Source organism: Enterobacter mori (genome assembly GCF_025244905.1).
In the GTDB taxonomy this organism is placed as follows: Bacteria; Pseudomonadota; Gammaproteobacteria; order Enterobacterales; family Enterobacteriaceae; genus Enterobacter; species Enterobacter mori_A.
Genome location: NZ_CP104285.1, coordinates 935,225 through 948,383, shown reverse-complemented (window position 1 = coordinate 948,383; position 13,159 = coordinate 935,225). Strand labels below are relative to the sequence as shown.

Below are 13,159 nucleotides of genomic sequence, written 5' to 3'. Positions count from 1 at the left end.
CCCTCGCCCCTTTGGGGAGAGGGTTAGGGTGAGGGGATCAAGGCGCACGGTAAAACGGCTTATCCCCCAGAATCGTCGCCCGCTGCATAATCCGGCGCTGCGGCAGATAGTCCGCATTGGCATAGTGCTGCGTGACGCGGTTATCCCAGATCGCCAGATCGTTTTCCTGCCAGCGCCAGCGCACCTGAAACTCCGGCTTAGTGATGTGCGCGAACAGGAATCCCAGCAGCGCCTCACTCTCTTTCTCGGACACATCCACAATGCGCGTCGTGAACCCTTCGTTCACAAACAGCGCCTGCTTGCCCGTGACCGGATGGGTCCGCACCACCGGGTGCAACAGCGGAGGATGTTTCGCGACCGCCTCCTGCCATCGCTGATGCTCCTCTTCCGTTTTACGGTACTTGTATTCCTGGAACGATTTTTTGAAGTCGTGCTCCGCCCGCAGCCCGCTGAGCAGCGTCCGGAACGGCGCGGAGAGCGCTTCATACGCCGCAATCCCGCTCGCCCACAGCGTATCCCCGCCGGTATCCGGCAGCAATTTTGCCGCCAGAATGGCACCGGCGGGAGGCGTCTCGATAAAGGTCACGTCGGTGTGCCAGTTGTCGTTATCCGGCGGGTTATCGTTGTGGGTGTCCAGAACGATAATTTCCTCCACCCCTTCCGCATGCGGATAGACCGGGTGGATATGCAGATCGCCAAAGCGCAGGGCCAGTGCGCGCTGCTGCTGCGGGGTGATCGCCTGTTCGCGCAGGAATACGACCTGATGACGCAGCACCGCGTGATACAGCTGCTCAAACTGGTTATCGCTCAGCGGACGGGTCACATCCAGGCCCGACACCTGCGCGCCAATGTACGGCCCCAGCGGGGTAATGGTCAGACGTTCACTCATTGTATTTCTCCATGCCAGGGCGTCAGGCGGCGCTGTAACGCGCGCAGCCCCAGTTCTAATCCAAAGGCGATCGCGGCGATCACCGCGATCCCTGCCAGCACCACGTCAGTCGCCAGGAACTCTCCCGCCGACTGCACCATAAACCCAAGGCCGCGCGTGGCTGCAATCAGCTCTGCCGCCACCAGCGTGGACCAGCCTACGCCGAGGCCGATGCGCAGCCCGGTTAAAATCTCCGGCAGTGCGCCCGGTAAAATCACGAACAGCAGCACCTGCGTGCGGCTGGCACCCAGCGACTGCGCCGCGCGGATCCGCACCTGCTGGGCGCTCTTTACGCCCGCCAGCGCCGACATGGCAACCGGGGCGAAAATCGCCAGATAAATCAGCAGGATTTTTGACGTTTCACCGATGCCGAACCAGATGACCATCAGCGGCAGATAGGCCAGCGGCGGCACCGGGCGGTAAAGCTCAATCACCGGGTCGAGGATGCCACGCACCGTCGGGCTTAAGCCCATCGCGATCCCGACCGGAATACCGATAATCACCGCCGCCAGCAGCGCCACCAGAATGCGCGCCAGACTTGCACCCAAGTGCTGCCAGAGCGTGGCATCCATAAAGCCCTGCGGCCCGGCGATGGTAATAAGTTTGCTAAGCACCTGTCCCGGCGGCGGTAGAAACAGCGGGCTGACCCACTGCTGGGCAGCAACCGCCCACCACACCGCCAGTAATACCAGCAGCGTACCGACGCTCAACGTGATTTGGCGCGAGAAAGGCCAGCGCAGCGCCAGACGCGTGCGTCGCGTTTTTTCACTGAAGACGATGCTCATGAGAAAGCCTCCCGTTGGTCAAACACGCGGCTTAAGACGTATTCACGCTGTTCAATAAACAGCGGATCGGATTTGATGCTGCGCACGGGTTCTCCCGCGACGTAGCGGCGGGCGAAATCCAGCGGCAAACGCTCCAGCACGCGGCCCGGCCCCGGCGAGAGCAGCACCAGCTCCGTCGCCATAAACACCGCCTCTTCGATATCGTGGGTAATCAACAGCACCTGCTTGCCTGTCTCATGCCACAGGCGCAGCAGCAGGGTTTGCATCTGCTCGCGGGTGAAGGCATCCAGCGCCCCGAACGGCTCGTCAAGCAGCAACAGCTGCGGATTCGCTGCCAGCGCGCGGGCAATACCTACGCGCTGCCGCTGGCCGCCGGAAAGCTGCCAGATAAAGCGTTTTTCCGCCCCTTCCAGCCCGACTTTTTTCAGCATCGCCCGCGCCGTTTCCAGCCGCTGTTCACGATTGACACCCGCCAGCTGCAGCCCAAACGCCACGTTTTCCTGCACGTTGCGCCAGGGAAGCAACCCTTCGTTCTGGAAGACCACGCCGCGCTCGGCGCCAGGGCCTTCCACCTTTTTGCCTTCCAGTTGAATGGTGCCATGCTGATAAGGGACAAACCCGGCGATCAGATTCAGCAGCGTGGTTTTTCCGCACCCGGACGGGCCCAGCACAACCAGCAGTTCACCGCTGTCGAGCGTCAGGTTGATGTCCTCCAGCGCGGGTTTACCACCGTAATCGGCGTACAGGTTCGTAATATTCAGCATGGCGGACTCCTTATTTCACAAAACGATCGGTTACGTACTGGCTGTAATCCGCCGCCACCGCAGGCACTTTACCCTGCTCTTTCAGGAAGGTGGCGGTATCAACAATCGCTTTGTTCACCGGGCCGGTCAGTTGCTGCACCTGCTGCGCGGGCGTGAGATAGGTATTGCCTTTTACCAGCCCCGGCACGTCCGCTTCCGGCACGCCGCTCAGGCGGGAGAGTTTTTCCAGGTTGGCGGGCTGCTTCAGCCATTCATCCGGGTTACTGATGTACGGCTGCTGGGCGTCAATCGCGCTTTTCGCGAAGGCTTTCACCACCTCAGGATGTTTCTCGGCAAAGTCTTTACGCACTACCCACACGTCGAGGGTTGGCGCCCCCCACTGGCCCACTTTTTCGGAGTCGGTCAGCACGGTGCCGTCTTTTTCCAGTTCGTTCACTGCCGGAGCCCATACATAGGCCCCGTCAATATCGCCGCGCTGCCAGGCCGCGATAATCGCCGGTGGCTGTAAATTGAGGATTTGCACCTGGCCTGGCTTAATGCCCCAGTGTTTGAGCGCCGCCAGCAGGCTGTAATGGGTAGTCGAAATGAACGGCACGGCGATGCGCTTGCCGATCAAATCTTCTGGTTTAGTGATATTTTTCTTCACCACCAGCGCTTCAGAATTGCCCAGTTGAGAGGCCAGCAGGAAAACTTCAATCGGCACCTGCTGGCTGGCTGCAACGGCCAACGGGCTGGAGCCGAGGTTGCCAATCTGCACATCGCCCGACGCTAACGCACGCACGATGGCGGCCCCGCTGTCGAACTTGCGCCAGTCAACCTTTGCGCCACTCTCTTTGGCAAAGGTGTTGTCCGCCTGCGCGACTTTCGCCGGTTCCGCAGAGGTTTGATACGCGACGGTAACGTCCACCGCCTGCGCCTGAAATGCCCACAGCGCGAGTGCGCCGAGAAGTGTGATTCGCGATGAAATTGCCATAATGCCTGCTCCCCTTGTTGTTATGGAGGCAGTATTTCTGGCAGGCCCATTTTGATAAAGGAACAAAAAGGCATCGTTAATAGCGATTCGTTTTTAGATAAAAAATGACTAAGCAAATCCATATTTGGTAGAAGTCACCAGGGCTGTAACCACGCTTCAGGAAGCGTGTAGCTGTTGTGCATCAGGTTATGATGAAAAATATAGGCACAGGCAATATTAAAATTTTTAACGTTTAATTGCTGACATATACGATCACGTAATTTATACACTTGCTTCTCTGAGCAGTTCATCTTTTCCGCGATATTCTCCACGGACTGACCAGACATGAAAGCATTGACAAGAATTTTATCCCTTTCATTTATGTCAATTTTTACGGATATCCCGCCACCATCAAGGTTTTTGTTCTTAACCTGTTCCATAATATCCAAAATAAATAACGAGATGCCCCTGCCCATATCATGAATCAAAGGTATTGCATCAGCTGCATCAACCTCTGGCGGCGACCTTCCAATGGCGAGCACGATGGATTTCGTTCGCATGAATAAAGAGGAAAGCCTCGTCCACTGGCTTTCAAGAAAGCAAAGAGAAAGCCGACTGTCGATAAGAATAACCCCCTCCTGAAGGCAGGTTTTTTCCATGTCTAATTCCTCAACACGCTTTACAGGAAAAAGCGACCCTACCCCCTGGAAAAGATAATTATCCTGGGTTATAAGTACAAATAAAGGCATAATTCACTTACATCATAAAAAGAATAACGCGCCGCCCCCCGTTAATGATTAACAGGAGCGGCAGTAACAGGAAAAATCATCCGGATTTAGCGCAAACCAATACCGTTCGGCGGAGATCGCTAATACTCCAGATATCATCGTGAAGCTTTCTGACTTTAAAAAGAAAGACTTTCTGTGCGGAGGTCAGTTTTTCTGATAAGGCATCGGGTAGCGTTTCGGCACTGTTCTTATCTAAACCTTCACGCTTGAACTCGACAAAGGAGTGATGGTCATCACGTGAATAACGCAGTCGTGCATAACGATCGATGATATATCGTTTATTGTCGTAGTTCACCACACCGTATTCGGTAATGTAGCTTTGTACCTCAGGCTCGAAGTGCACAACAAGATGGATGTCAGCGTCGATCGTGTCATCACCTTTACCCAGCTCAAGAATGATATCCGCAGTACAATCCAGCGCATTTTTGTTGTTCGGGACATACATCAGAGCAGCAATGAACAACGCAATAAGTGCCACAACAAGACTAGCCTGCTTTAGTCGAGACGAAATTTTTACATTCATTAAAATCGCCCTTATTGTTAACAGAACATTTTGCGACAAAGATTTCCAGCAGATCGGTTTTTTCATGCACTTTACTGTCATCGTAAAAAATATAAGCAGGGCGTGAACATTTTTCGAGCAGATTTGCCCCTTGCCCTTCAGTGAAAAATCGCTCAACACGGCTAATACTGATGTTGCTATGATAATAAATGCTGCATTGGTTCACCTTTTTATATAATGTGACATCCTCCTGTTCATCAAAAAAACTGAGATATAAAGCGATTGCTAAACCAATAAACATGAATAACAATCCGGACCATTTTATCAACGTAATCTTATTTACACGCGGCTCATTATCTGGTTGAGATATCGCTTGCATCACCATATAGTCCCTGGACTTTTCATTAAACTCCAGATCGTTAAGCCCGAGTTCAAAGCCCTGTTTCGGTACTGTTTTTAGTACATCATGAATACCGAACTCGGCAAAAATCTTGCGTAATATACTGACATTATTGTTTAAACTATTACTTGATGGCGTCAAACCAAAATCACCCCATACCTTTTGCAAAAGCTCTTCTCTGGTCATTAACCTGTTGTTGTTCTCCAGTAATACCAGAAGGAGTCTGCATGCAGGATTCGAAAGTACATGTTGCGTTTTTCCATCTGAAATCGTCCTCTCCGCAACATTGAAAGAGACAGTGTTGTTTATTACGAAATGCATAGCTCCGTCACCAGTTCCAATATTAATCCACACTTTCCGTGGCATTAATGCCAATAACTATTTTAGCGTATTGGGATAAAGTGACAAAACACCGTGTCAAATAAGCAACAAACGTTATGGATATTTTTATTTACGTTATGACAAATAATAATCAATTTTGAGAAAAAACCACACCCTTAATAAGGCAATAAACTATTCAGGTGAAAGATAATTCCGCAACTGCGATTGGCTCATTGCACAAGAAAAAAGATGCCCTTGCTGAATGACAATGCCCAAATCACTCAATAATTGTGACTGCCGAACGGTTTCAACGCCCTCAGCGATAATGCCCAGATGCTGCGCTTTCGCCAGGCCCGCAATCATCGCCACGATGGAGGTCGATGTTTTGTTAGTGGAAATATGCTTAACAAAGCGTTGATCCACCTTCACCCCATCCACGCTAAATTGCTCAAGGTATTCGAGATTGGAACAGCCGGTGCCAAAATCATCCAGATAAACCTCCACACCTGCCAGCTGCAATTTCAAAAACGCGCCCACCACTTCGGGCGTATTACGCAGGGGTTGCTCCTCGGTAATCTCCACCACCAGCCGGTATTTCTCCAGCGGCAGGGCGGCCAAAAAAGAGAGGGTATCAAATACAAAGCCGGGTTTAGCCACCTGGGACGGGCTCACGTTGAAAGAGAGATGAAGACCGGCTGGTAATAGCGTGTCCAGGTCATTCATATCCGCCGCCACCTGGCGCAATAAATGCTGCGTCATTTCGGGCAACAGTCCATTCTCTTCAAATGCGCCGATAAGCGCCACGGGAGAGACATTTTCAGCGTCGAGCGACCAGCGCATCAGCACTTCAAGCCCATACAATGTCTGCGTTTTCGTATCAATCAGCGGCTGATACCAGGGCACGATCTCGCCCATCATTAACGCGCAATAGAGATCGATACTGTTCAGGGGTGTCGTTGTCATTGCCATCACTCCACCGTAATCAACATCACGGTTGAACCGGAAAACTCGCCGGCTGCCACGCTGCCGTTCGTGCGCAGTACCGATTTCACCACCACATTTTCTTGTTCGACAACATCCAGCGTGAAGCCCGTGGTGCCGAGCACGTTGTCATTCATATACAGCTCTGAATAGAGGCTCCCGTCGTCGCGCAACAGCACGTTATCCGCAGAGTAGATAAACAGCTTCAACGTTTGTGACGTAGTGCAGCTGATGCTCACGTTCTCACTGGCTTCATGACCTTCCAGTTCCTGACGGGACAGCGTGCCGTGATCCAGGTTCAAAACATCCTGAGTAAAATCACAGCTCCCGCTTGGCGCAGGGGCAGCACCACAAATGCTGCCAGGCAAAAGAGGGTAGCCGGTAAAGCTGCTGTTATTCACTTCAGAACTGTTTGACCCGAGGTTTTTCCCTGCCGCATAGAAAATCCCCACACACTCTTCAGTCGCGACGGTGCTCCCACTGTGACGCGTGGAAGAGGAGTAAGGAAACGAGAAAACCGCCTTAAAGGCTTTCGCCAGCTCGCCCATTGTTTCTGTTGTTGTCAGAAATGGATAGCTGCCTGTCGCCCAGGATCGGTTCGTTCTGGGCCCTGATGTGCCTGCTGCATCGTGTCTGTGCCCAATAAATATTGTGCATGCGGTTAGTCCATAGCACGGGTTGGGTGTCGAGTCTTCTTCATCCCAGTCTGCAATGGTGAAATTATAATCATAACAATAGGTTGCTGCGGCGGTGCACGTCTCCAGATTGTCTATCCAACTCCAGATAGATGCCGTAGACGAATGGCTGAACATCCCCCCGCCCAACAGCAGTAACGCCCATAACCCTTTTTTCATTGCCTTGTTCCCTTACTGATACTGGATCTTAAGTGTTGCAGAAGCGCTAAATACGCCGGTTTCCACTTCCGTTGCATCCCCTTTTATCGGTGCGGCCTGCAGCACTGGCACCTCCGGCCAGGTAAAAGGCATCCAGGTATTCAGCGGCATCGATTCTCCGTTCATATACAGCTTTATCCCCAGCCCCTCGCGGTCCGTCGCCAGATAGTCATCGCTGAACGCGCTTGCCGTGCCTTCAAACTGCATCTCAAGATCGTTAGAGGTCAGCTCCTCACAGACCAGCGAATAGTCGATAGCTTTCATAAAGTTCTCACCGTCCAACAGACGCGCCTGCAGGTTGCTGCCAAAATCCACATGAACGGTTTCGCCGTTGTTGATTTCACACACCCCTTCCACCACCACGCCGGTAACATTCACCGTCAGGGCAGACCAGGAGGCCGGTGTAAGCAGCATCAGCACAGCGAGCAGAGAAAAACGTGAACTAGTCATAATTGAGCCTGAAGTGGATCAGCGCCTGCCATGCCCCCGCCACCAGCGGTGCGGGCGTGCGTTCCGGCGCGATGTAATAAAAGAGCGTGTTGCCGCCGGGTTCCAGCAGCAGCGGGTGTCCTTCACCGTTGAGGCGTACCGGGCGCTGCAGCTTGTCCGTCAGGCGCAGCGCCAGCCCGCTGGCCCCCGTCACGCGAACCAGGCCCGGGTTGAACAACTCGCCCGGCGCAACAAAGCTGACCGTGACCGAAGGCTGATCCTGGCTCCAGAGCAAATCGCCGCTCCACGCATCGCGTACCGAGGTCGGTGACGGCAGGCAATCCTCCAGGCGGATCGCAACCCGTACCGGGGTTCCCTGGTCGCCAGGCTTTTTAAGCGCCCCCGTTGCCGTCGTCCCCATATCGACATCCTGCCATGCGGAGTCCATTGCCAGGCGACAGGCGCTTTCCGTCAGTGCGCCACGCACGTGCAGCAGTCCATCATTGCCATCCACCGGCTCGTCAGCGGCGTTAAGCGACCCGGCCATCAGCAGCAGGGCGAACCCGCTCCCCTTTTTCCAGCACGCGATTGTCATGTCACACCCCCGATGATTACTTTTTCTTTTCCTGCGGCACGGCTTTGCACGCACTACCGCCACAGCTGAAGACCAGCTTCGCGCGGCCACCGAAGTCGTTCACGTAGGTCAGCACCGGCGCACCGCCCAGAGCCGACGCGGACGGAGCCAGAAGTAGCTGGCCTTTCGGCTCCACCATCGTTGGCTTGAACCCGGAAGCCGCTTTGCCGGTCAGCGTTGAAGAGGCATTCACCAGCGAGATGTAATACGGCGTGGGATTATTCACGCGATACTTGTCCCCCTCTCGCGTCAGGGTCAGCTGCTCCTGAAACGGCGTGGCGTAATCAGCGCGTTTCACCTCAATGGCCGCCGGACGATAAAAGAGCTTGATCCGGGTCTGGAGCGCCAGCTGTAGCGTGTTTGGCTTGCTGCTTTTGGGGGGGATCTCGCGCAGGTTGAAATAGAACAGCGACTCCCTGTCCTGCGGCAGACGCTGGATCCCCGCGGTGGACTGCACCTTGATCTGGCTCTGCTCGCCCGGCTCGATACGCTGAACCGGCGGCAGCAACACCAGCGGGTCGGTAATTTTTTTACCCTGAGGATCTTCCACCCATCCCTGCGCCAGATACGGCAGAGTTTTGTTCTCATTGGTCAGGCGCAGGCTGACGGATTTCGCCGCGCCGTCAAAAATCACCCGGGTTCTGTCAAGCGATACGGCGGCATTTGCTACACCGGAAATCATCAGAGCAAGGCCCACCAGGGCAGAATTTTGCACAATTGTCATGTTGATCAACTCATCTCGTTTTCAGGCCGGCTATTCCGGCGCGCAGGTTAAAAGCAGGTTTTCCAGCACGACGGGCAGCGTGACTGGCAGATGTACCACACAGCGGGTTTTCCCATCCCATTTCACGGCCATTTTGCCGTTTGGCTGAATGCCGCTGAGCCAGACGCTTCCTTCGTCATTGACCACTCCCGTCTCCTGATTCTTCTCATTCATCACCGAGGCGCCAAACGGCGGGAAGCTTCCGTCAGCCTTTCGAATAAAGGCCATCGCTTTCCCTCCCGCAATCACGTCAAACTGGCGATAGCCAATAGCCCCTTCGGTGAGCGTGGCCTGCGAAACGGAGCGGGTAACGTCAGCATTTTCATCAAGCTTGTCGACATCAATGCGGATCGGGTTGCGGTAGTAGCTGTTCACATCGCCAATCACCGCCTTACCGAAGCGGTTCGTTTTCACCGAGGCGCCGAATCCTTTAACGGGCACGCCGCTGACGCCAGCGGTATCCACCAGTACCCGGCTACCGCCCCGCGCGTTGGAGCGGTGGGCCGCGCCCCCTTCGGTTGTCATGGTCAAACCACCCGTGACATTCATGCCCAGCGCGCTGTAGCTGCCAGACTGATAACTGGCGTTGGTCTGCACCTGAGCGCTGTCGCCCTGCCAGGTGTAATAGCCGTAGGCTGTCGGTCCACTGCGGGAAAGACCGCTGCTCACCTGGAAGCTGTTGTGCTCATCCACGCGCCCGTAATAGCTCACGCGGTGGGTGTTATCGTTACGGTTCATCGTGGCGCCATAGCTAAGCGAGGTACCATTCCCGATGGGTAACGACAGCGAGATGTACGCCCCGTCATCTTTCAGCGAGTAGTACTCGCTGCGGTATGCCGTGAGCGACACGCTCATATTTTTCAGAGAGCCGATATCGATGTAGCGAGACAAAGACAGGCTTAAACGATCGTTGTCCGCACTGTTCCAGTACGTCTGATGGCTATAGTTGAGGTAGGCGCTCAGCCCTAAATCACGGAAGCGTTTGTTAAACGACACCGTGTATTTCTCTTTCGGGCTGTGCGATGTGCCGCTGCCGTAGCGGGTGTCGAGGTATTCCGACATGCTCATAAAGTCGCGCTCTGAGAAGCGATACCCGGCAAAGGTCACCTGGCTGTCGTATTCATCGAACGTCTTTGAGTAACTCACCCGGTAAGAGGTCCCTGATAGCGTGCCTTCTGAGGGTAAAACCGCGCGTGATTGCGTCACGTCGAAGGCCAGCGCGCCCAGGAGGAAGAGATCGCGTCCGATACCTGCCGACAGGGCGTTATAGTCGCCGCCAATCACCGAGCCGCCGTACAGCGTCCAGCCGTTCGCCACGCCCCAGGACACCTCTCCTGACGTGAATATCGGCCCGGTCATGCTGTGGCCCCACTCGGACGGTTTGCCTGCCGCCAGCTTGTAGCGAACCGCCCCCGGACGCGTCAGATAGGGAACGGATGCGGTGGTCACCTGGAAGACCTGTACGCTGCCGTCCAGCTCTTCCACCCGCACGTCGAGCGTGCCGGAGACGGCATCATTCAGTTCCTGAATGCGAAACGGTCCGGCGGCAACCTGCGTTTCGTGGATCACGCGCCCCTGCTGGCTGATGGTAACTTTCCCCCCCGAGCGGGAAATGCCCGTCACCTCAGGCGCATAGCCGCGCAGGCTCGGCGGCAACATGCTGAGATCGGAGTTCAGGCTGACGCCGCTGAAGCGGAAGGTGTCGAAGATATCGGAGCTGAGGTAATCCTCCCCTACCGTCAGCTTCGCCTTCAGCGAAGGGATGGCGCGATAGAGGTAGTAGCGGCTAAAAGAAAAATCCTTATCCGTATTACCGTCACGTTTGTTCCAGTTGGTTTGCCAGTCGGCGCGGACGCGCCACGGCCCCAGATTGGCCCCCAGCACCCCATTACCGCTGAGACTCTGGCTGTCAGAACCGGTCTGATTCTGCTGCGCCTGCATATTGAGGTTGTAATCGGCAATCACGCCGGGGATCCCTTCATCCCAGCGCGAGGGAGGATCCCAGTTTGGCGCGGTGTACTCCAGCCAGGCCTGCGGGATCGCCAGATAAAGCGTGTCCTTTGCCAGGTCAACGCGCATGTCCAACCCTTCCATGCTGGTTTTGTCCAGACACTCGCCGTCGCGCAGCCAACGTAGGTCGTTCATTACGCTGGCCTTTAGATTAAAGCGAGAGAGTTGGTCCGGCGTCAGGCAAATCAGGCTGTCCTGTCCGTTTTCGCCATCGGGATACACCACGATCTGCTCTTCGCGCAGAACGTCTTTGTTCACCATGATGCTGAACGTGTAGTCGCCGGGCATGACGTAGCCGCGACGCGAAAAGTGGCTGAGATCGATATTGCTTTTGTCCTGCGTATCCAGCACGTCGGTATTGAATTGGATTTCATCGTCGGCCCAGCTTTTCGCCGTCGGGACAAGTAACGCAAAAATCAGCACGCTGAGCGTTGAACGTCGAAATATCCGTATAGTCTTTTTCATCTCAGTAGTAATCCATTCTGAAGCGAATCAGAGACTGGTAATCCCCGGCCTTGAGCGGCTGCCCGTTGCTGACCAGCTGAAGTGAATAGTTGAGGTTCATACTCCCCGCCGTCACCTCTCGCGCAGGAAAGGCCACGCCGGGCGCAGCGATATTGCCGTGGGTATCGCGGATCGCCAGTTCAATGCCCTGCGCCTCTCCCCGCACGGAAAAGCGTTCAGCGCCCGTCATGGGCTCAAACGTTATTTGGTAATACTCAGAGTCATATTTGCTGTTCCCTGGTGTGGGCAGCATCAGGCAATTAATTAATCGAACGGTAAATACGCGGGTGGGGCCGTAACCTTTCGTGGCAATTTCAGATACAGGCGTATCGCCCATATCAATAGTTTGGTCCCGGCTATCAAGGTCAATTGCACAGGGGGTATAGAGCACCGCGCCCTGAATAAAAACGGCACCCTCCCCCTGGTTTTCTGCAAATACGGGCAGGCAACAACCAGACAGGAGAAAAGGGAGTGTTTTGACTATTGTTGTTGTTTTCGAAAAGATAAAACCCATAGCAAACCCTTTTCACTTATTCAGTCGGTATCGAATATCAGACGGCCAGAGAAGGCCGCCTGACGGATTAACGAAATAAGGTCAGGACTTATTCGTAAGCCAGAGTCCAGTTGGTTACCGCGGTGAAATCACCTTCGGTTGGCGCAGCGCCACCGATGATATAAGCGGAGTACGTCAGGGTGTTGTCGCCGTTAACCACGTTCTGACCCGCCGTTGCTTCACCCAGAGTGATGGTGTTGCTGTCGCCGTCGGTCATCACGATGCCGACATCCGTTGCATTACCGGTCACACCCAGTACAGCACCGTCAACGCTGGAATCCGCGCCGGAGAAGGTGGTGGTCACGGTTGTTGCGGTTTCAACAGAGCAGTTTTCCAGGTGAATGTAGAAGGGAACCGGCGTAGAGGTGCCGCCGTTGGCCACTGCAGAGCTGGAAACCTGACCGAGGCTGATGGTCTGATCTTCATCACCTGCCGCAACAGAGCATGGCGCATCGATAACGGAACCGGTGAAGGTGACCACGCCGCTACCCTGGTCAGCCTGAGCACCAAAAGCAGCCATACCAGAAGCCAGAACCAGTGCAGTAAAGAGTTTGTTCATTTTCATAAAAATCGTCCTGTAAATTAAGTGAATGACACACACATAAGATTTTTGATGGCTGAATTTAGGCAATATGTGCCCCACCCGAAAAGTTGGGCTTAATTAAATTTTTCAGCAATCAAATAATCTTTTAAACATCATCATCAGCAAATTCAGATGAACTTACGCATATCTCCCTGCGCTTCGCTGATGCAATAAATAGTAACCTGCGGATAAAAAAACAAAAGACGAAATAGCCTTCCAGGACAAAAACAAAAGACATTCTTAAATAAGAGATTTAATTAGAATAATAAAAATGCATTTCCAGCGAGTTAGATTTTTATACTTTAAAAAATAAAACAGATAGATTATCAAGCTAAAACTTAACTTTTTAACCCATGATGACAGTCATAA

15 protein-coding genes are annotated in these 13,159 nt (G+C 54.0%); all 15 read right to left on the bottom strand.

Annotation, left to right across the window (positions count from 1 at the left end):
* Positions 1-37: 37 nt before the first annotated feature.
* The 15 genes from tauD to N2K86_RS04395 all read right to left on the bottom strand — a co-directional run bounded on the left by tauD (position 38) and on the right by N2K86_RS04395 (position 12,772).
* Complete coding sequence (gene tauD / locus N2K86_RS04465; RefSeq protein ID WP_260660611.1) at positions 38-889, bottom strand: taurine dioxygenase; 852 nt, start codon at positions 887-889, stop codon at positions 38-40.
* Positions 886-1,713: a taurine ABC transporter permease TauC gene (gene tauC / locus N2K86_RS04460; RefSeq protein ID WP_260660610.1), complete on the bottom strand. Its 828-nt coding sequence runs from the start codon at positions 1,711-1,713 to the stop codon at positions 886-888. The genes tauD and tauC overlap by 4 nt, the downstream gene beginning before the upstream one ends.
* Entirely contained in the window at positions 1,710-2,477 is a 768-nt protein-coding gene (tauB, locus tag N2K86_RS04455; RefSeq protein WP_260660609.1) for a taurine ABC transporter ATP-binding subunit, read from the bottom strand. The genes tauC and tauB overlap by 4 nt, the downstream gene beginning before the upstream one ends.
* A 10-nt stretch (positions 2,478-2,487) precedes the next feature.
* A complete protein-coding gene (gene tauA, locus N2K86_RS04450; RefSeq protein WP_234675097.1) occupies positions 2,488-3,450 on the bottom strand; it encodes a taurine ABC transporter substrate-binding protein in 963 nt (320 codons plus the stop codon).
* 134 nt (positions 3,451-3,584) lie between these two features.
* A complete protein-coding gene (locus tag N2K86_RS04445) occupies positions 3,585-4,088 on the bottom strand; it encodes a LuxR C-terminal-related transcriptional regulator (protein WP_260660608.1) in 504 nt (167 codons plus the stop codon).
* 166 nt (positions 4,089-4,254) lie between these two features.
* Positions 4,255-4,740, bottom strand: coding sequence for a hypothetical protein (locus N2K86_RS04440; RefSeq protein ID WP_260660607.1), 486 nt, complete (start codon positions 4,738-4,740; stop codon positions 4,255-4,257).
* On the bottom strand, positions 4,703-5,473 hold the full coding sequence (locus N2K86_RS04435) for a winged helix-turn-helix domain-containing protein (RefSeq protein WP_260660606.1): 771 nt from the start codon (positions 5,471-5,473) through the stop codon (positions 4,703-4,705). The genes N2K86_RS04440 and N2K86_RS04435 overlap by 38 nt, the downstream gene beginning before the upstream one ends.
* A 159-nt stretch (positions 5,474-5,632) precedes the next feature.
* A complete protein-coding gene (locus N2K86_RS04430) occupies positions 5,633-6,403 on the bottom strand; it encodes an EAL domain-containing protein (protein WP_260660605.1) in 771 nt (256 codons plus the stop codon).
* Between the two features lie 5 nt (positions 6,404-6,408).
* Complete coding sequence (locus N2K86_RS04425; RefSeq protein ID WP_260660604.1) at positions 6,409-7,275, bottom strand: MrpH family fimbial adhesin; 867 nt, start codon at positions 7,273-7,275, stop codon at positions 6,409-6,411.
* A gap of 12 nt (positions 7,276-7,287) precedes the next feature.
* Positions 7,288-7,764 carry a fimbrial protein gene (locus N2K86_RS04420; protein WP_260660603.1) on the bottom strand — a complete coding sequence of 159 codons (477 nt, stop codon included), beginning with the start codon at positions 7,762-7,764 and terminating at the stop codon, positions 7,288-7,290.
* Complete coding sequence (locus N2K86_RS04415) at positions 7,757-8,338, bottom strand: fimbrial protein (protein ID WP_260660602.1); 582 nt, start codon at positions 8,336-8,338, stop codon at positions 7,757-7,759. Before N2K86_RS04415 ends, N2K86_RS04420 begins: the two co-directional genes overlap by 8 nt.
* A 16-nt stretch (positions 8,339-8,354) precedes the next feature.
* Entirely contained in the window at positions 8,355-9,101 is a 747-nt protein-coding gene (locus tag N2K86_RS04410; protein WP_260660601.1) for a fimbria/pilus periplasmic chaperone, read from the bottom strand.
* Between the two features lie 30 nt (positions 9,102-9,131).
* On the bottom strand, positions 9,132-11,615 hold the full coding sequence (locus N2K86_RS04405; protein ID WP_260660600.1) for an outer membrane usher protein: 2,484 nt from the start codon (positions 11,613-11,615) through the stop codon (positions 9,132-9,134).
* Between the two features lies 1 nt (position 11,616).
* Positions 11,617-12,168 carry a fimbrial protein gene (locus N2K86_RS04400; protein ID WP_260660599.1) on the bottom strand — a complete coding sequence of 184 codons (552 nt, stop codon included), beginning with the start codon at positions 12,166-12,168 and terminating at the stop codon, positions 11,617-11,619.
* Between the two features lie 88 nt (positions 12,169-12,256).
* Positions 12,257-12,772 (bottom strand): fimbrial protein, encoded by a 516-nt coding sequence (locus N2K86_RS04395; RefSeq protein WP_148387879.1) that lies wholly within the window; start codon positions 12,770-12,772, stop codon positions 12,257-12,259.
* Positions 12,773-13,159: the final 387 nt, after the last annotated feature.